Here is a 16,649-nt window from a genome sequence, read left to right on the forward strand (position 1 = left end):
AGGAGCTGGCGGAATGGATCGGCGCGAGAGCGTCGGCCGGTCGCATGGTGCCGAAGGGATTCCCGCGGACCGGGAAATTTGGTTGAAGCTGCTGATCTCCCCCCAAGTGGGGGAGATGGCCGGCAGGCCAGAGGGGGGCGCTGTCCCGCCAGCGCATCAAATGGTCATGGCTCGCCACTCGGTCGCAACTCTTGGGTCTTCAATGTCGGGTGCCAGGCTGGCGATCCTTCGCTACCCCCTCTGGCCTGCCGGACATCTCCCCCACAAGGGGGGAGATTGGCAGCTTCACCAACCATTTGGACTATCGTCACGATTGCGGCACTATAACAGTGCATAAACGCTGTTAGGCCGGGGAGAATTGACCGTTTGAAGGAAGCGAAGATCCAGAAGCCTGAGCGTCAGCAGCGCCTGTTCGGCCTGTCGACTCCGTTGCGATCAGCTGTCATTCCTCCGCTGTCGGCGGCGCGCTGGCTGTTGGTGCTGATCGTCGCCGCCGGCGTTTATTTCTTCCACGGGTTCCTGTTTCCCGTGCTGGCAGCCCTCGTCATTGCTTTTGCCAGCTGGCCGCTCTACCGCCGGCTGCTTGCCGGTGTCGGCGGTAACCGCACCGTCGCCGCGACGCTCGCCATCCTGTTCATCCTCGCCTTCCTGGTGGTGCCGATAGCGCTCGCCGGCACCTACGCCATCAACGAGGTCCGCGAATGGGTCGGCTGGGCGATCGAGACCAACAGGCACGGCGCGGTCACACCGCACTGGATCACCTCGCTGCCTGTCGTCGGCGAGTGGCTGAACGAACAGTGGATCGACAATTTCGGCCATCCCGGCGGCATCGGCGAGCTGATCCAGCTGGTCAGCGGCGCTAATATCGGCAGCATCTATCGCGGCGTGCTGGCTGCCGGCGGCAGCGCCTTCGGCCTGTTGCTGACGCTGCTGTTCATGATGATCGCGCTGTTCTTCGCCTACCGCGACGGCGAACACTTTGCCAGCCAGATCGACCGGCTCGGCGAACGCATCCTGCCGACGCGCTGGGAGCGGATTTCGCGCGTCGTGCCGGCGACCATTTCCTCGACCGTTACCGGCATGACCGTGATCGCCATCGGCGAGGGGCTGGTGCTCGGCATCGCCTACTGGCTGGCCGGGGTGCCGTCGCCGGTGACGCTGGGCGCATTGACCGGCGTGATGGCGCTGATCCCCGGTGGCGCGCCGCTGTCGTTTACGCTTGTGTCGATCTACCTCGCCGCCAGCGGCTCGCCGATGGCGGGTCTGGCGCTGTTCATCTGGGGCGCAGTGGAACTGTTCATCGTCGACAAGACCTTGCGCCCGAAGCTGGTCGGCGGGCCGATCAAGCTGCCCTTCCTGCCGACCTTTTTCGGCCTGATCGGCGGCGTAAAGACAATGGGCTTTCTCGGCCTGTTCATCGGCCCGGTGCTGATGGCGCTGCTCGTCGCGATCTGGCGCGAATGGCTGCGCGAGGTGGAACTGGCCGAAGACACCGTTCCCGACGCGGCGGCCGAGCTCGAAGGCGGGCCGCCGCAGATCGAGATTGTCGCCGGCCCGGCGAAGAAAAGTCAGGCTGGGTAAGCGACGGCGAGCGCTGCCCGGCGCTTGCGCCCTTCATGCAACTGCCACAGGGAATGGGCAACCAGCGTGACGATCAGGATCACGCCGCCGATCAAGCTGTTGCGCGACGGCGTCTCGGCAAAGATCATCCATATCCAGACCGGCGCCAAAACCGTTTCCAGGAGATAGAACATCGCCACTTCCGGGCCTGAAATGTATTTCGGCCCGTTGGCTAGGCAGAAGAAGGCGAACGGCATGATGACGGCGCCGTTGAAAACGATCCACCATGGCGCTTCCACCTGGAAACCGGTCCTGGAGACCATGAGCGCCGCCAGCCCGAACGGCAGCAGGACGCCGGTCAGCGCGGTGAATCCCATATCCCTGCCGCTGGCGCGTGAAACGGTGATTGCGCAGGCAATCGCCAAGGCCGAACACAGCGCCATCACATCGCCGAACAGATTTCCCGTGCCGACGGAATCGCCGACGATGATCGCGATGCCGACGATCATCAGCGCCATTGCCGCAAGCGTCAGCGGCTGCGGTCGCTCCTTCAGGAACAGCCACGACAGCAGCGCCGAGAACATGGTGGAGAAGGCCAGGATGAAAACCAGATTGGCGGTCGAGGTGTTGTAGACGGCAGTGATGAAGGCGATTGCGCCGAGCCCGTAGAGGGTGGCGACGACGAGCCCCGACCAGCCGGGTATCAGCTGCGGAGCATTCTTGCTGAACGAGCGCCAGATGGCCCATACGATCAGCCCTGCCACGAAGGTGCAGCCGGTGCGGAGCAAAAGGATCGTCCAGGCTTCGCCATGGGCGAGCCGGATCAGGGGAATGTCGATGGTCAGCGCCAGCCCGCCAAGCGCGGTGAGCAGGAGTCCTTTGGTGTGGGCATTGTGAGAGGACATGCAACGGCTTTCGCAATGATTTGAGCAGATGCCAGTCGGCGCAATCGCCCCGCCAACGGGCGGAAAGACCAGCATCGTCTCGGCTGAAAATGTTTAGATCAGGATCTGGTAAGAAGAAAAATCAGCGCGTGACCGCTTCGTGGTCGTAGCGTTCCCAGCCCTTCGGGCCGAGATGCTCCTGCGGCATGAAGCGCATCTTATAGTTCATCTTGCGCGAGCCGTTGACCCAGTAGCCGAGATAGACGTGGGGCAAGCCCATGGCCCGGGCGCGGGCGATATGGTCGAGGATCATGAAGGTGCCGAGCGAACGGTCCTCGAACTCGGGATTGAAGTAGGAATAGACCATCGACAGGCCATCGGCCATCTTGTCGGTCAGCGCCACGGCGATCAGCTCGCCCTGGCCCTTGCCGGTGATGAATGTGTCGGGGCCGCGGCGCCGGTATTCGATCACCTTGGTGTCGACATGGGTATCTTCGACCATCATGGCGTAGTCGAGCACCGTCATGTCGGACATGCCGCCGCGGCGATGGCGAGCGTCGAGATAGCCGCGAAACAGGGAATACTGCTCCGTCGAGGGCTGCGCGTCGTGCATGGCGCCGATCAGATCGGAATTGCGCTGGATCACCCGCTTCATGTTGCGGCTGGCGGTGAACTCCTGCGCCAGGATACGCACCGAGACGCAGGCGCGGCAGGTCTCGCAGGCGGGACGGTAAGCGATGTTCTGCGAGCGCCGGAAACCGCCTTGCGTCAACAGATCGTTCATCTCCGGCGCCTTGTCGCCGACCAGATGCGTGAACACCTTGCGTTCGAACTGGCCCTCGAGATACGGGCACGGCGATGGCGCGGTCAGGAAGAACTGCGGCGACTGGGTCGGATGGTGCGTCATCGAACCTTGGGAACACTCCTGCGAATCGCTCTACCTTTGGCTTGGCTGGCGAAAAATTCAACAGGATTGTGAAGGCGAGGTTGAACGGACCCCTTCACATTTGCACACAAATGCCTGTTGGCGTCGGTTGAACTCGGTTCAACGGTCGCTGCGGCTGACGACCGTGCCAAGCAGCAGGTCGTGCAGTGTGCGCTTGCGATCGGAAAACAGCGTCACCAGGAGGACGAGCGGCGTCAGGATGACCGTGCTCGCCCAGAACAGCACCGAATGGACAACGGCGGTGAGGCCGTCGATACGGCTGCCGTCGAGACGATCGAGCCGAATGCCCATCATCTTCATGCCTGATGTGGCCTGGTTGCGACCGCCCAGCGTGTTCCAGATGTAGAGAATGGCGACCGCCGGCACGAGGATGGAATACAGCGCCCAGCCAAGACCGAATGTCAAAAGGCCAAGCACGGCCACCAGGATCGCGAACGGAATGGTGAGCAGCGCCACGATGCAATAGTCGATGATGAAGGCCAGGATCCGCCGCGTGCGCACACCGTCATAGGCCCTGACGTCGTCGAGCCTGCTGGTGATGATTTCGCCGTCAAGTACGCGCGCGTTCATGTCATGTCCTCGCAACAGGCGCCACGCTAGGGTGCGCCGCCACTGAAATGGTGAAGACCGCGGGCGGAATCAAGATCGGTTCGTCCATCGGTCCTGCTCGGCAGTGTGACGCGGTTGAGCCGATTGAATTTGGTGGACGGATGGCGTTAGCTTGCTGCGGCGCAACAAGACGCCGAGGGGGCGGGTTACATGGATTACGACATGCTGGTCATCGGCAGCGGCCCTTCCGGGCGCCGCGCCGCGGTTCAATCGGCCAAGCTCGGCAAATCGGTCCTGGTGGTCGACCGCGGGCGCCGCCTCGGCGGCGTCTCGGTGCACACCGGCACCATCCCGTCGAAGACGCTGCGCGAGACGGTGCTGAACCTGTCCGGCTGGCGCGAGCGCGGCTTTTACGGCCGCGGCTACCGGGTCAAGCAGGACATCTCCATCGCCGACCTGGTCGAGCGGCTGCACAAGACGCTCGACCACGAGGTCGAGGTGCTGCAGCACCAGTTTATGCGCAACGCCGTCAAAAGCGTGCGCGCCATGGCGAAATTCGTCGGCCCAAACAAGGTCAGCCTGACGGCCGACAATGGCGACTACTCGGAGGTTGGTTTCACCAATGCGCTGATCGCGGTCGGCACCAGGCCGCACCGGCCGCGCGACGTGCCCTTCGACAAGGTCCGCGTCTTCGACAGCGACGAGATGCTGGAACTCGACCATCTGCCGCGCACGCTGACGGTGATCGGCGCCGGCGTCATCGGCGTTGAATATGCGACGATCTTTTCGGCGCTCGACGTGCCGGTGACGCTGGTGGAGCCGCGCAACACCATCCTCGATTTCGTCGACCGCGAGATCGTCGACGACTTCATCCACCAGATGCGCGACCGCGGCATGACCATTCGCCTCGGCAGTACGGTCAAGGAAATCGTCTCAAAACCCGACTATGCCGAAGTGACGCTCGCCGATGGCCGCCCATCCGCTCCGAGATCGTGCTTTACGCCGCCGGCCGCAGCGGCAATCTCGGCAGCCTCGGCCTCGACGTGGTCGGCATCGAGGCCGATTCCCGGGGCCGCATCAAGGTCGATCCGCAGACCTTCCAGACCAATGCGCCCAACATCTATGCCACCGGCGACGTCATCGGTTTCCCCAGCCTTGCCTCGACATCGATGGAGCAGGGCAGGGTGGCCGCCTGCCACGCCTTCGGCGTGCAACTGCCACCGCCGCCGGAAACCTTCCCCTATGGCATCTACGCCGTGCCGGAAATCTCCACCGTTGGTCAGTCGGAGGAGCAGGTGCGCGAGAGCGGCGCTGCTTATGAAGTCGGTCTGGCGCGGTTCCGCGAAACCTCGCGCGGCCACATCATGGGCGTCAACTCCGGCTTTCTGAAGCTGCTGTTCTCGGTCGAAACGCGCCGCCTGCTCGGCGCCCACATCGTCGGCGAAGGCGCCACCGAACTGATCCATATCGGCCAGGCGGTGATCAACCTCGGCGGCACGGTTGATTTCTTCGTCAACAACACCTTCAACTATCCGACGCTGGCCGAAGCCTACAAGATCGCCGGGCTCGATGCCTGGAACCGGATGGGACAGGGCTAGGCGACGAGCATCTGCTCAGCTGTTCCGCCGGGCGCCGATGCGGTCTACAAAGGTCTCCTAGCCTGCCTGGCGTGCGACCAATGCTGGTCCCGCAAGCCATTGCCGGACGATGGCGGCATCCGGGCCGCCGATTTCGTGACCTGAAGGCACGATGCGCGCATCGACCTCGGCGCCATGTTTGTTGAGCAGCGTCACCAGTGGCGGCGCAAACGGCCCGTAGGTCTCATCGGCGGCACCGGCGACAATCAGGACGCGCGTTCCGGTCAGATTGGTTGCCGGCGCATCGTCAAGCACGGGCATTGCTCTCAGCAACGCCGCTTTTCGGACGAGGCCGGAGTTGAGCAGCATCAGGCTGGAAACCAGATTGGCGCCGTTGGAATAGCCCAGGAAAGTCGCCCGGGCGAGGTCGAGCCCGTGGCGCTTTGCGGCCTCGCTTGCGAAGGCGGCAAAGTACGATGTTTCGGCACGGATGCTCGCCTGTTCGAAACTGGTCGGCGTGATCCGCTCGAACCAGCGGAAGCCGTCTTCTTGGCGGATGCGGCCACGCACCGCGACCAGCGTGGCGTTAGGGGCGATCTGCCTCGCAATCGGGACCATCGTCGTTTCGTCGACACCCGATCCGTGCAGTAAAAACAGGCTCTCGCCGCCGGCATTCTCCGGCTTGAGGAGGCGGTAGGGAAAGGCCAGATCCTGGTGCAGAAAGGCGTTCTCGCCGCTATATCGATGCACGCTCATATCTCGTTGTTTTCACGGAGACATTGGTCCTTTGCCAGCTTCAAAACGGAATATTTTCACGCTCCGCCAAATGTGATTGCAACAGGCGCATTTCAGACCGTTTCTGCGCCGATATGCTCCCTGCGGGAGGAATCGAAGCGGTGTGCGCCGATGGTGCATCCCGGCATGAACAACGCGAGCATCCTTGCTCTCCTTTGAGGCCTTTTGTCGATGACCCTGCCAGTCCCGCCCGATCGCGCCCCGCGTATCGCCGATCGCGCTCCGCGTATCGCCGATCGCGCTCCGCGTATCCCCGATCGCGACACGCGCATTGACGTGTTCCGTGCGCTCGCACTCCTGACCATCTATATCGACCACGTGCCGGGCACCGTCTTCGAAACGCTGACCTACAAGAATTTCGGATTCTCGGACGCGGCGGAAGCCTTCGTGCTGATTTCCGGCATGTCGGTCGCACTCGCCTATGGCAACAAGTTCCAGCCGGGCGGCCGGCTGCTGGCGGCGTTGAAGATGTGGCGCCGGGCCGGCGTGCTTTACAGCGCCCACATCGTCACCACCATGGTTGTGATGGCGTTATTCTGCGCCGCGGCGGTGTTCGGCGGGCGGCCGGAACTGCTCAAGCTGATCAACATCGAGCCGCTGATGAAGAACACGCCGGAGGTCATGATCGGCATTGTCACGCTCGGCCACCAGCTTGGCTACAACAACATCCTGCCGGTCTATGCGGCGCTGCTGTTGATGGCGCCGCTCTTCCTGCTCTTCGTCAGCTACCGGCCGCTGCCGGCGCTGGTCTTTTCCGGCGCGCTGTGGCTCGTCGCCGGCATCTGGCAGATCGCGCCGCCGAACTATCCCGAGCCCGGCTTCTGGTTTCTCAACCCGCTATCCTGGCAATTCCTGTTCAACATCGGCCTTGCCGGCATGCTGCATGTCAGGCGCGGCGGCACGTTCCCGGTGAACCGCTGGCTGGTGGGCGCCGCGGCGACCTATGTCGCGGCAGCGGCGGTCTGGGTGCACAGCCCGCTCTGGGGCGAGATAACGTGGTTTAACCTGCCCGTGGTGATCGGCGGCTTCGACAAGACGTTCCTGTCGCTGCCGCGGCTCCTGCACATATTGGCGGTGAGCTATCTGATCGTCGCCCTGCCGGCTTTCTCGAACCTGTTCCGTCTTAGCCCGGATCATCCGCTAGCACTGCTCGGCAAGCGCTCCTTGCCGGTGTTCCTCGCCGGCACGCTGATCGCCATGGCGGCGCAGGTGATGAAGCTGATCAATCCGGGCGGCTTTGCCTATAACGCCTTGCTGATTTCGGCCGGCATCGCCATGCAGTTCGCGCTGGCCTTCTATCTTGAGTGGCTGTCCGGCATCGGCTTGGGCAAAAAGCCGGTTCGCAAAGAAGCGCCAGCCGTTCACCAGACCTTCGACATGCCCGCGATGCCAAGGCTAAGCCGGTGATCCCACATCGGCCGCCTAGGTAGCAGGCGAGGGGCCGGATGACCCCCGCACCACAAGATCGACCGGCAGCAATTGCCGGTGCTGCGAGCCGTCATTTTCGAGGATCGCCTTGACGGCCAGCCGGCCCATCTCGGCGATCGGCTGGGCGACAGTGGTTAGTGGCGGTTCGGAGTCGGCGCCTTCCGGCACGCCGTCGAAGCCGACGATGGACACATCGCCCGGCACGGCAATGTTACGCTCGCGCAGCCAGTCGAGCGCATGCAGCGCGATCTTGTCCGACATGGCCAGGATTGCCGTCGGCGTCTGCGGCAGCGCGAAAATATGATCGAGGCCGGCCCGCACGCTCGCCTCGTCATTGAGGGTTTCGTAGATTGGCACTTGCGAGACCTCGATGCCGAAGCGGGAGAGCTCGCCGAAATAGCCACGCAGACGGTCGCGTGTGCCCGAGTAGAGGGATGTCGTCTCGACTTGCTCCTGCGTGACGGGACCAAAGCCAGCGTCGGCAGATTCCAGGGCGAGTACGGCAAAGCTGCGATGGCCGAACTCGGCCAGATGGCGCGCCGCCAGACCCGCGCCGGCGACGTTGTCGACGCCGATCGCAGCGACCGCCTCATTTTCCGAATCGAGATCAAGCGCCACGAAAGGCAGTTTGCGTTCGCGCGCCAGTTCGACCAGCCGCGACCCACCCTCGATGCAGAACACGATGAAGCCGTCGACCAGGGCGCTCTGGATGTTCCAGGCGAGCTGCTCGCTGTTGGCGGCCGAGACCAGCGAAATTCCGGCGCCGGTGGCGTCGCAGGCCTGCGAAATGCTGGCCATCATGACGCGGGCAAAGGGATCGTCGAAGAAATAGGACAATGGTTCTGCCGTTGCCACGCCGATGGCGTTGACCTTGCCGGCGCGCAGCAGCCGGCCCTTGGGATCCGGGCCGGCATAGCCCATCGCTTCCGCCGCCGCCTTGACCCGCTCGCGGACCTCTTCGCGCACGATTTCCGGGCGAGCGAACACGTTGGACGCGGTACCGTGCGAGACCCCGGCCGCCTTGGCGATGTCGGCAAGCCGCACTGGTCTCGTCTTGCCGGAGGTCAATGCCGTCATTTTCGTCTCCTGAACCGGAGCCTGTTTAGCACTTTCGTTGGATCGGTTCAAATTTTTCCTTGATCGGACGGCGGAGAGGGTCTATATTTGAATCGATCCAAGGGATTCATCAAGTACACTTGGATCGATTCAAGAGGAGGGTGCCATGCATCCCGTGAATTATCTGTTCGAAGACATCTACGGCAATGATTGGGGCATAGTCTCCGACGCCGCCACCCGCAGGTGCCGCGACAAGGTCGGGCCGTGGAGGCGTGACCTGCAATACCTTGTGAAACGCAAGCGCAGCTGATCGGTCCCGGCATTTTCGTGCCAGCTGATTGGATCGATTCAAGTTCTTGAAGAGGAGAACGAACATGCATCCCGTGAAACATCTGTTCGAAGACATTTATCGCAATTACTGGGGTATCTCGCCTGCCACGGAGCAGCCGCAACGGCGGCGGCCGACCAAGCCTGCCAAGCGCAACCGCGACCTGCTGCCGGAAAGCCGGCAGGATTAAATCTGCGATATTTGATGGGGCAGGGTTCTTGCCTCGTCAGGACCGTTGCCGCACGAGCGCCGAGGCCGCGATCACCAGCCAGCCCGCGATGAGCAAGGTGCCGCCGATCGGCGCCGACATGGGGAACAGCCGCGATCCCACGAAATCCCGTGCCAGCAGATCGCCGCAGAACAGAACAAGCCCGACGAGCAGCACCAGGCTGCCGATCCGCAAGATCCGGTTTGCGCCGGCGAGGCTGACGGCCAAAAACACCGGCGCATGCATGAGCAGGAAGGATGCGGCCGTGCCGACGAACGCGCCGCCGAGATGCGCTGAAGCCGCCGACAGCGCCACGCCCGCCGCGCCGGCAATGCCGCCGGCGAAAACGAGGATGCGCGCGCTGTTTGCTGGTGCTGACTCGGCGATGCTCACGTCTCGGGCTCCGTGATTGACGATAGGCGGCGCGACCTGTCTGTCAGGATTTTTCCGATATCGCCAGCATGTCGCGCGTGCGGCGCGCCTGGGCCAGCCAATTATACACGGCACCGCCCGCCATCAGCAACGACGTGCCGAGAAACACCGCGCGCATGCCGAAATGGCCGCCGACGAAGCCGCCCAGCAGCGGCCCCGCAATCTGGCCGACATATTGCGCCGAGATTGCCAGGCCCAGCACATTGCCGCCGACCCCATCGGGAACATTGTGGCGGATGACGCTGGCGATGCAGGGCAACAGCCCGCCCAGCACCAGACCCATAAGGAACCGCAGCCCGACCAACTGCCAGCTCTCGGTGACGAAGGCCTGCGGTATCAACAGCAGCGCCGAGACGGCCAGCGATGCGACGATGACGTTCCAGTGGCCGATGCGGTCGGCGAGTTTGCCCAGCCGTGACGCCGACAGGATGGCGCCCAGCGCCGCCGCCGACATGACGACACCTGAGACCAGGGTCACCCGGCTTGCGTCCGCGACCAGTTGCTGGACGTAAACGGTGATGATCGGCTCGATCGACATGTTGGCGAAGGTGAACAGCATGCCGGTCGCCAGCATGGCCACGACAGGGCGTTTGTCGGGGATCTGCGCCCAACTTCCCTTTGGTTTCTCCTCGCGTTTTGCCTGTACTGGCGGGCGAGGCATCTCCTTGATCAGGAACGTCGTCGCCAGCGCCGCCAGGAAAATGACGCCGCCCGCGATGAGGAAGGTGGCGCGAATACCGATCAATGGCGGCAGCGCGCCGCCAAGCAACGGGCCGACCAGGGAGCCTGCGGTGATGCCGGCCGACAGCACGCCAAGCGCCCAGCCGGAGCGCTCCTTCGGCGTCTGCATGGCGACAAGGATCGTCGAGCCTGAGGAATAACCGCCGGCAAAGCCGATCAACAGGCGCAAAAGCACCAATTGCCAGACGGTCTGCACCATGCCGGTCAGCGACATGCAGATCGCCATGCCGAAACTGGCGCGCACCAGCATCACCTTGCGGCCGTAGCGGTCGCCGAGCCGCCCCCACAGCGGTGCGACAAGGGCCGCGGCAAGGAAGGTGGCGCCGAAGGCGATGCCGGACCATTGCACGATCGCCGCGTGGCCCAGGGCGCCCAGCTGTTCGACATAGAGCGGCAGGAACGGCAGCAACAGCGTCATCGCCACAAGCGTGCTGAACGATCCGGCAAAGCACACGAGCAGGTTGCGCCGCCAATGAATGTTGTAGGTGGAAGGCGCTTCGGCGGCCTGCGCTGCACTGTCCTGCGGCATGTCCTGTCCTGTCCGCTTGCTGCGGATACCATTTTGGGATACCAACTTGGTACCTCATGGACGCAAAGCCCGGCTGCTGTCAATCAGGCCCTCTCAATGTGATCGGCAAGACCAACGGGCAAGGCCGATCGCCAGCAATGGAAGCAACTATGTCGCAGATGCAGATCGTCGAAAAAGCGCTTCGCGAGATGATCCTTGGCCTCGAGGTCGGTCCTGGCGAGCGGCTGACGGAGCGCTGGATCGAGAGCCGCTTCGGCGCCTCGCGCACGCCGGTCAGGGCAGCCCTGCTGCGGCTGGAGACGGAAGGGCTGATCTGCCGCGACGGGCGCGGCTGGACCGTGTCGCCGATCAACCTTGCCGAACTGGAACAGATCGCGGTGTACCGCGAAGCGGTCGAGGTCGCGGCGGTCAGGCTGACTTCGGCGCTGGCCGACAGGAGCGCAGCCGATGTCATCGAGGCGATGCTGGACTCCTGCGACACTGCCACGCCGCGCGAGGAATGGCACCGCGTCGGCATGGATTTCCATATCGAACTGGCGCGGCTCTCCGGCAACGAGTTCCTGTTTCGGGCCGTGCGCGATGCCATGACGCGGCTGTCGCGGGCGCGCTGGCTGGAGGTGCGCGACGAGGCGGCCCTTGGCCGCGCCTGGAGCGAGCATCACGCCATTCTGGCGGCGGTGCGGGCCGGCGATGCCGATGCGGCGGCGGCGCGACTTTCCGCCCATATCGCCGGCAGCCGCGCCCGCCTGGTGACGTCGTTGCACAATGACCGGCGCGGCCTGCGCGCCAGGGGGTTTGCCGTCGTCGCCGCTTGATACTGGTCACGAAAACGAAAGAACGCCGTCGCGATCCGCTTTCGGCCTCGCTTCGCGGACGCCGATGGCGTAAGAGGCGGCCATGGAAAACAACCGATTTGAAACACCCGTGACCGTTAAGTCGGGCACGGAGGGAAGCACTCAGCTCTTGCGTACGGTGCGCGAGGCTTCCGATTACCTGCTCAACAGCTGGCCCGGCAAGCGCAGCCCCAAGCACCGCGAAGCGCTGCAGGCCTGCCATGACGCGCTGGCCGGCGACAAGCCGGCGATGATAGCAAGACGCGCCTTCATCGCCGCCGCGCGCGAGGTCAACGTCTTCGTCAGCGACAAGGCCCCGGCCTGATCACATCGGCCTGATCAGACCGGCATTTTGCCAGGATCCGGCCCGTTTCGTGGGCCGGTGATCCTGTCTTGCCTATTTTTCTGTTTCGGTGTCGGTTTTCGAACTTGCCTCGTTCTCAGGCTCGGCGCGCTCCTTGGCCGCGACCTTGGCGGCGAGCTTCTCCGCCTTCTTGGCGGCCTTCTGCCGGTCGCGCTCTTTGCGTTCCTGACCGTAATTCGGTGGTCGAGCCATATCGTTTCCTTTCGCTGTGCCTGATCCTGCCTAGAAGCATTGGCCGGCAAACACAACAGCGCCGCGAGGGCAGATGCCAGCGGTTCTGGACTTGCGTGATGGCGAACACAATGGTTTAGAAAAGGCTGCGGGACAGTTGCTGGAGCCGCCGCCGACCGATTTCGAATCAAAACGACCGATGGCCACGCTTCAAAGAAACGCACAGAAGCTGATCTACTATGCGCGCAACGCCATGCGCGACATCGCGCCGCCGGTTCTTTTCCGGCGCCGGCTCGGCCGGCTGCTCGATCAGGCCAGGCTTTCCGACGCATCGGTCCGCCAGCGGCTCAATTACTACAACACGCTGCGGGAGCCTTTTAGCCCCAGCCCCGAGGCCGTGCCGGTCAGCCGGCTGCCGTCGGACCGCAGCATGTACTATTACGATCTGAAGGAGTTCACACGTTATTTCGACCCTGATCTGCGCATCGACCTGGAATTCGGCGACGTCATCGAAGTGCCGAAGATGCCGTCGATCGTCAAGGACCGGCCGATAGCCGGCGACAACGGCAACGGCGTCCTGTTCAAGCTGAACAAGTTCCGTCATTTCTACATGCCGGCCGACGATGTCGCCTTCGCCGACAAGCATCCGCTCGTCGTTTGGCGCGGCGAACTCAACAATCCGATCCGCACCTTGTTGCTGGATGCAGCCCGCAATCTGCCGTTCTGCGATGTCGGCACGCCGAGGGCGACAGCACCTGCGGAATACCGCAAGCCCTATCTCAGCATCGATCAGCAGCGCCGCTACCGCTACATCATCTCGCTCGAAGGCAATGATGTCGCGACCAATCTGAAATGGATCATGAGCTCGAACTCGCTCTGCCTGATGCCGCCGCCGACTTACGAGACCTGGTTCGCCGAGGGGCAGCTCGAGCCCGATGTCCATTATGTGCCGCTGGCGCCCGACTTCAGCGATCTGGCCGAGCGGGTGCATCATCTCGAGCAGCATCCGGCCGAGGCCCAGCGCATCGTTGCGGCGGCCAACGCCTATTGCCGCAAATTCGCCGACGAGCGGGCCGAGCAGGCGATCTGCCTGCTCGTGCTCTACAAATATTTCGTGCTCAGTGGCCAGATCGAGCCCGATCCGCAGGTCTGGCGGTTTATCGCGGGCTAGCGGCTTCCGGCCGCCCTTAAGTCAGATGACGCTGCGGTCCATAACCAGATCGGCCGGGCCGAAGCGGTCCTTCGCCGTAAACTGCTGGTGCCAGTAGGGATAGAGCACCGGCGGCCGGCTGACGGCATCGAGACGCTGGCGTTCATCAAAGGACAGCGTCAGGCTTGCCGCGGCGAGATTGTCTTTCAACTGGGCTTCGTTGCGCGCCCCGATCACCAGCGAGCTGACGGCCGGCCGGCCAAGCAGCCAGGCCAGCGCCACCTGGGCCGCCGAAACGCCGCGTGCCGCACCGATATCGACCAGCACGTCGACAATCCGCCACAGCCGATCCTCGTCGCGGATCGGGGGTTCCGACCAGCCGCCGATCTGGCGCGCCGTCGGACTGTCGCGGCGGTATTTTCCCGACAGCAGGCCGCCGGCGAGCGGGCTCCACACCAAAACGCCAAGGCCCTGGTCGACCGAGATCGGCAAGAGCTCATACTCGGCCTCGCGTGCTTCCAGCGTGTAGTGGATCTGCTGGGTGACGAAGCGCGGCTGGTGCTGGCTGTCGCTGATGCCGAGCGCCTTCATGACCTGCCAGCCGGAATAGTTGGAGCAGCCGACATAGCGGATCTTGCCCTGGGCAACCAGCGTGTCGAGCGCGGCGATGGTTTCCTCGAGCGGCGTCGCGCCGTCCCATTCGTGCAGGAAATAGATGTCGATGACATCGGTCCTGAGGCGCTTCAGGCTCTTCTCGCATTCGCGGATCAGATGATGGCGCGACAGGCCTTCGTCATTGGGGCCCTTGCCGATCCGCATGCGCGCCTTGGAGGCGATCAGCACGTCGTTCTTGCGCTTGCCGCCGAGCGCCTCGCCGATGATCTCTTCCGACAATCCGTTCGAATAGACATTGGCGGTGTCGATGAGATTGATGCCGGCATCGATGCAAGTGTCGATGATGCGCGAGGCCTCCGCGAGATCGGAATTGCCGACGGCAGCGAACGGCCCGCTGCCGCCGAAGGTCATGGTTCCCAAGGTCAGCGCCGAAACTTTCAAGCCGGAACGGCCAAGCGTGCGGTATTCCATGTCAGATCCTCGTAGTTTTGGTGGGGAGGCGGTTTTAGCAGGAAAGGGCGGGGAAGCCCGAACGGGTCCGCCATTTGTAGGACAATTTGAGCGGCTTGTCGCCATCCCACGGCGATGGATGGGCAATGCTCGCTGGTTTGCAGTGATGACCGGCTGGCCGGCGGCTTGCAATAAAACCGTCATTGGCGGCCTATATCGAGTCGGCTCAGGGTTTCATGTCAGCCGGCAAGCGGAGCAGTGGAAATGACCGAGTTGAAGCAGAATTCTCCGGCCAGGGATTGGCTGGAAGCCGAACTCGCCGACACGCTCGACGAGGACTATGAGCTGGAAATCTCGGAGCCGGCGCTGTCGTTGGAGATCGCCAAGATCTACAAGAACGCGCATCCGCCGTCGATCGATCGCATGCAGTATTTCCGCGACCTGATCGGCTTGCAGTCGGAACTGATCAAGCTGCAGTCCTGGGTTGCCTACCACAAGAAGAAGCTGGTGGTGGTTTTCGAGGGCCGTGATTCCGCCGGCAAGGGCGGCGTCATCAAGCGCATCACCCAGCGCCTCAACCCGCGCATCTGCCGCGTCGTGGCGCTGCCGGCGCCGACCGAGCGCGAAAAGTCACAATGGTATTTCCAGCGCTACGTGCCGCATCTGCCGGCCGGCGGCGAGATCGTGCTGTTCGACCGCTCCTGGTACAACCGCTCCGGCGTCGAGCGGGTGATGGGCTTTGCCGAACCCGATCAGGTCGAAGAGTTCTTCCGCGATGTGCCGGAGTTCGAGCGCATGCTGGTCCGCTCCGGCGTCACGCTGGTCAAATACTGGTTCTCGATCACCGACGAGGAACAGCAGATGCGCTTCATGATGCGCATCCACGATCCGATGAAGCAGTGGAAGCTGTCGCCGATGGACCTGCAGTCGCGCGTGCGCTGGGAGCAGTACACCAAGGCCAAGGAAGAGACGTTTGCCCGCACCAACATCCCAGAGGCACCGTGGTACATCGTCGAAGGCAACGACAAGAAGCGGGCGCGGCTGAACTGCATCGACCATCTCCTCAAACAGCTGCCCTATGAGGACGTGCCGCACGAAGAAATCACGCTGCCCGAGCGGGTGTTCAACCCGGAGTACGAGCGCCAGGTCCTGCCGCGCGAGCTTTACGTGCCGGAGAAGTATTGAGCACTTTTCCTTCTCCCCGTTTCACGGGGAGAAGGTGCCCGAAGGGCGGATGAGGGGCAGCGCCGGCATCGACGAATTCACAGCCGTCGGACGCTGCTAACCTCCAAAAGCAGCGCTGCCCCTCATTGCCTGCCGGGCATTTCTCCCCGTAGAACGGGGAGAAAGAAGCCTGCGCCTATCACTTCGCCACTACACCCGCTTGATCGTCACATGCGTGGCGAGCGCTGTCGCCACCTGCTCGGTGCACTGGTAACCCAGCTTCAGCATATCCAGCCCGGCAAACAGGCTCTCGCCCCTCCCGAGCAACACCGGCGACACCGCCAGATGCAACTCGTCGATGAGCTTCTCTTGCAGATATTGCCGGATGGTGGAAACGCCGCCGCCGACGCGGACATCCTTGCCGCCGGCCGCGGCCTTTGCTTGTTCGAGCGCGGCGTGGATGCCGCCGGCAACGAAGTGGAAAACGGTGCCGCCTTCCATCACAATGGGGTCGCGCTTGTAGTGGGTCAGCACGAAGGTCGGCACGTGATAGGGCGGGTTGTCGCCCCACCAGCCTTTCCAGCTCTCGTCTGGCCATTCGCCGCGGATTGGGCCGAACATGTTGCGGCCGAGGATCCAGGCCCCGACATTGTCGAAGCTGCGGACAGTGAACCGGTCGTCCACATCGGTGGTGCCGCCATCCTTGCCGACCATCTCATGGAAGGTGCGGGTGCCGGTCATCCATTTGTGCAGATATTCGCCACCAACGCCGAGCGGATTTTGCAGGTCCTGGTCAGGACCGGCGCCGAAACCGTCGAGCGACAAGGTGAAGGCATTGACGCGAAGTTTGGACATGGAGACTCCCTTTC

The 16,649-nt window shown here is 63.3% G+C and carries 18 protein-coding genes and 1 pseudogene; 9 read left to right on the top strand and 10 right to left on the bottom strand.

The features are described 5' to 3' along the window. Nucleotides 1–366 precede the first annotated feature (366 nt). Nucleotides 367–1,581, top strand: a complete 1,215-nt coding sequence (locus tag NKJ76_RS26640) for an AI-2E family transporter (RefSeq protein WP_023682419.1) — start codon at nucleotides 367–369, stop codon at nucleotides 1,579–1,581. On the opposite strand, the gene NKJ76_RS26645 is transcribed toward NKJ76_RS26640, so the two are convergent. The 3 genes from NKJ76_RS26645 to NKJ76_RS26655 all read right to left on the bottom strand — a co-directional run bounded on the left by NKJ76_RS26645 (nucleotide 1,569) and on the right by NKJ76_RS26655 (nucleotide 3,960). Then, nucleotides 1,569–2,465, bottom strand: a complete 897-nt coding sequence (locus NKJ76_RS26645; RefSeq protein WP_023689526.1) for a DMT family transporter — start codon at nucleotides 2,463–2,465, stop codon at nucleotides 1,569–1,571. The genes NKJ76_RS26640 and NKJ76_RS26645 overlap by 13 nt on opposite strands. A 121-nt stretch (nucleotides 2,466–2,586) precedes the next feature. Then, nucleotides 2,587–3,351 carry an arginyltransferase gene (locus NKJ76_RS26650; RefSeq protein WP_023682417.1) on the bottom strand — a complete coding sequence of 255 codons (765 nt, stop codon included), beginning with the start codon at nucleotides 3,349–3,351 and terminating at the stop codon, nucleotides 2,587–2,589. Nucleotides 3,352–3,489: 138 nt separating this feature from the next. After that, on the bottom strand, nucleotides 3,490–3,960 hold the full coding sequence (locus NKJ76_RS26655; protein ID WP_023673020.1) for an RDD family protein: 471 nt from the start codon (nucleotides 3,958–3,960) through the stop codon (nucleotides 3,490–3,492). Between the two features lie 248 nt (nucleotides 3,961–4,208). Between NKJ76_RS26655 and sthA the strand changes: the two are divergent. Next, nucleotides 4,209–5,537, top strand: a pseudogene (gene sthA / locus NKJ76_RS26660) (Si-specific NAD(P)(+) transhydrogenase); the annotation flags it as partial. A 57-nt stretch (nucleotides 5,538–5,594) separates the two neighbouring features. Here sthA and NKJ76_RS26665 read toward each other — a convergent pair. Next, a complete protein-coding gene (locus NKJ76_RS26665) occupies nucleotides 5,595–6,266 on the bottom strand; it encodes an alpha/beta hydrolase (RefSeq protein WP_352538759.1) in 672 nt (223 codons plus the stop codon). Between the two features lie 216 nt (nucleotides 6,267–6,482). Between NKJ76_RS26665 and NKJ76_RS26670 the strand changes: the two genes are divergently transcribed. Continuing rightward, a complete protein-coding gene (locus NKJ76_RS26670) occupies nucleotides 6,483–7,718 on the top strand; it encodes an OpgC family protein (protein ID WP_352538760.1) in 1,236 nt (411 codons plus the stop codon). Nucleotides 7,719–7,733: 15 nt separating this feature from the next. Here NKJ76_RS26670 and NKJ76_RS26675 read toward each other — a convergent pair whose 3' ends face one another. Then, a complete protein-coding gene (locus tag NKJ76_RS26675) occupies nucleotides 7,734–8,816 on the bottom strand; it encodes a LacI family DNA-binding transcriptional regulator (protein ID WP_352538761.1) in 1,083 nt (360 codons plus the stop codon). Nucleotides 8,817–8,961: 145 nt separating this feature from the next. Between NKJ76_RS26675 and NKJ76_RS26680 the strand changes: the two genes are divergently transcribed. Together NKJ76_RS26680 and NKJ76_RS26685 are read left to right on the top strand one after the other, a co-directional pair. After that, nucleotides 8,962–9,105: a hypothetical protein gene (locus NKJ76_RS26680; RefSeq protein WP_352538762.1), complete on the top strand. Its 144-nt coding sequence runs from the start codon at nucleotides 8,962–8,964 to the stop codon at nucleotides 9,103–9,105. 64 nt (nucleotides 9,106–9,169) lie between these two features. Continuing rightward, nucleotides 9,170–9,313 (top strand): hypothetical protein, encoded by a 144-nt coding sequence (locus NKJ76_RS26685; RefSeq protein WP_023697463.1) that lies wholly within the window; start codon nucleotides 9,170–9,172, stop codon nucleotides 9,311–9,313. Between the two features lie 36 nt (nucleotides 9,314–9,349). On the opposite strand, the gene NKJ76_RS26690 is transcribed toward NKJ76_RS26685, so the two are convergent. Together NKJ76_RS26690 and NKJ76_RS26695 are read right to left on the bottom strand one after the other, a co-directional pair. After that, nucleotides 9,350–9,724 (bottom strand): DUF423 domain-containing protein, encoded by a 375-nt coding sequence (locus tag NKJ76_RS26690; RefSeq protein ID WP_352538763.1) that lies wholly within the window; start codon nucleotides 9,722–9,724, stop codon nucleotides 9,350–9,352. A 43-nt stretch (nucleotides 9,725–9,767) separates the two neighbouring features. Next, entirely contained in the window at nucleotides 9,768–11,033 is a 1,266-nt protein-coding gene (locus tag NKJ76_RS26695) for a multidrug efflux MFS transporter (protein WP_352538764.1), read from the bottom strand. A 149-nt stretch (nucleotides 11,034–11,182) separates the two neighbouring features. Here NKJ76_RS26695 and NKJ76_RS26700 point away from each other — a divergent pair, with 149 nt between their 5' ends. Next, nucleotides 11,183–11,848 (top strand): GntR family transcriptional regulator, encoded by a 666-nt coding sequence (locus NKJ76_RS26700; RefSeq protein ID WP_023689520.1) that lies wholly within the window; start codon nucleotides 11,183–11,185, stop codon nucleotides 11,846–11,848. A 109-nt stretch (nucleotides 11,849–11,957) separates the two neighbouring features. Beyond that, on the top strand, nucleotides 11,958–12,191 hold the full coding sequence (locus tag NKJ76_RS26705; RefSeq protein ID WP_245259900.1) for a DUF982 domain-containing protein: 234 nt from the start codon (nucleotides 11,958–11,960) through the stop codon (nucleotides 12,189–12,191). Between the two features lie 72 nt (nucleotides 12,192–12,263). Here NKJ76_RS26705 and NKJ76_RS26710 read toward each other — a convergent pair whose 3' ends face one another. Beyond that, a complete protein-coding gene (locus NKJ76_RS26710; protein ID WP_023673009.1) occupies nucleotides 12,264–12,422 on the bottom strand; it encodes a hypothetical protein in 159 nt (52 codons plus the stop codon). A gap of 178 nt (nucleotides 12,423–12,600) precedes the next feature. On the opposite strand from NKJ76_RS26710, the gene NKJ76_RS26715 reads away from it, so the two are divergent. Further along, complete coding sequence (locus NKJ76_RS26715; RefSeq protein WP_023700560.1) at nucleotides 12,601–13,572, top strand: glycosyl transferase family 90; 972 nt, start codon at nucleotides 12,601–12,603, stop codon at nucleotides 13,570–13,572. 21 nt (nucleotides 13,573–13,593) lie between these two features. Here the strand turns inward: NKJ76_RS26715 and NKJ76_RS26720 are convergent, their stop codons facing one another. Further along, a complete protein-coding gene (locus tag NKJ76_RS26720) occupies nucleotides 13,594–14,637 on the bottom strand; it encodes an aldo/keto reductase (protein WP_023730846.1) in 1,044 nt (347 codons plus the stop codon). Nucleotides 14,638–14,880: 243 nt separating this feature from the next. Here NKJ76_RS26720 and ppk2 point away from each other — a divergent pair, with 243 nt between their 5' ends. Further along, nucleotides 14,881–15,801: a polyphosphate kinase 2 gene (gene ppk2, locus NKJ76_RS26725; RefSeq protein WP_352538765.1), complete on the top strand. Its 921-nt coding sequence runs from the start codon at nucleotides 14,881–14,883 to the stop codon at nucleotides 15,799–15,801. 189 nt (nucleotides 15,802–15,990) lie between these two features. Here the strand turns inward: ppk2 and NKJ76_RS26730 are convergent, their stop codons facing one another. Then, nucleotides 15,991–16,635 carry a dihydrofolate reductase family protein gene (locus NKJ76_RS26730; RefSeq protein ID WP_023697456.1) on the bottom strand — a complete coding sequence of 215 codons (645 nt, stop codon included), beginning with the start codon at nucleotides 16,633–16,635 and terminating at the stop codon, nucleotides 15,991–15,993. Between the last annotated feature and the right edge of the window lie 14 nt (nucleotides 16,636–16,649).

Source organism: Mesorhizobium sp. M0029 (assembly GCF_040323735.1).
Taxonomy (GTDB): domain Bacteria; phylum Pseudomonadota; class Alphaproteobacteria; order Rhizobiales; family Rhizobiaceae; genus Mesorhizobium.

Coding starts and splice junctions, on each gene's coding strand:
- NKJ76_RS26715 (WP_023700560.1), top strand. CDS start 12,601: ATGGCCACGCTTCAAAGAAACGCACAGAAGCTGATCTACTATGCGCGC.
- NKJ76_RS26675 (WP_352538761.1), bottom strand. CDS start 8,816: ATGACGGCATTGACCTCCGGCAAGACGAGACCAGTGCGGCTTGCCGAC.
- NKJ76_RS26655 (WP_023673020.1), bottom strand. CDS start 3,960: ATGAACGCGCGCGTACTTGACGGCGAAATCATCACCAGCAGGCTCGAC.
- NKJ76_RS26700 (WP_023689520.1), top strand. CDS start 11,183: ATGTCGCAGATGCAGATCGTCGAAAAAGCGCTTCGCGAGATGATCCTT.
- NKJ76_RS26695 (WP_352538764.1), bottom strand. CDS start 11,033: ATGCCGCAGGACAGTGCAGCGCAGGCCGCCGAAGCGCCTTCCACCTAC.
- NKJ76_RS26680 (WP_352538762.1), top strand. CDS start 8,962: ATGCATCCCGTGAATTATCTGTTCGAAGACATCTACGGCAATGATTGG.
- NKJ76_RS26730 (WP_023697456.1), bottom strand. CDS start 16,635: ATGTCCAAACTTCGCGTCAATGCCTTCACCTTGTCGCTCGACGGTTTC.
- NKJ76_RS26650 (WP_023682417.1), bottom strand. CDS start 3,351: ATGACGCACCATCCGACCCAGTCGCCGCAGTTCTTCCTGACCGCGCCA.
- NKJ76_RS26720 (WP_023730846.1), bottom strand. CDS start 14,637: ATGGAATACCGCACGCTTGGCCGTTCCGGCTTGAAAGTTTCGGCGCTG.
- NKJ76_RS26710 (WP_023673009.1), bottom strand. CDS start 12,422: ATGGCTCGACCACCGAATTACGGTCAGGAACGCAAAGAGCGCGACCGG.
- ppk2 (WP_352538765.1), top strand. CDS start 14,881: ATGACCGAGTTGAAGCAGAATTCTCCGGCCAGGGATTGGCTGGAAGCC.
- NKJ76_RS26645 (WP_023689526.1), bottom strand. CDS start 2,465: ATGTCCTCTCACAATGCCCACACCAAAGGACTCCTGCTCACCGCGCTT.
- NKJ76_RS26670 (WP_352538760.1), top strand. CDS start 6,483: ATGACCCTGCCAGTCCCGCCCGATCGCGCCCCGCGTATCGCCGATCGC.
- NKJ76_RS26685 (WP_023697463.1), top strand. CDS start 9,170: ATGCATCCCGTGAAACATCTGTTCGAAGACATTTATCGCAATTACTGG.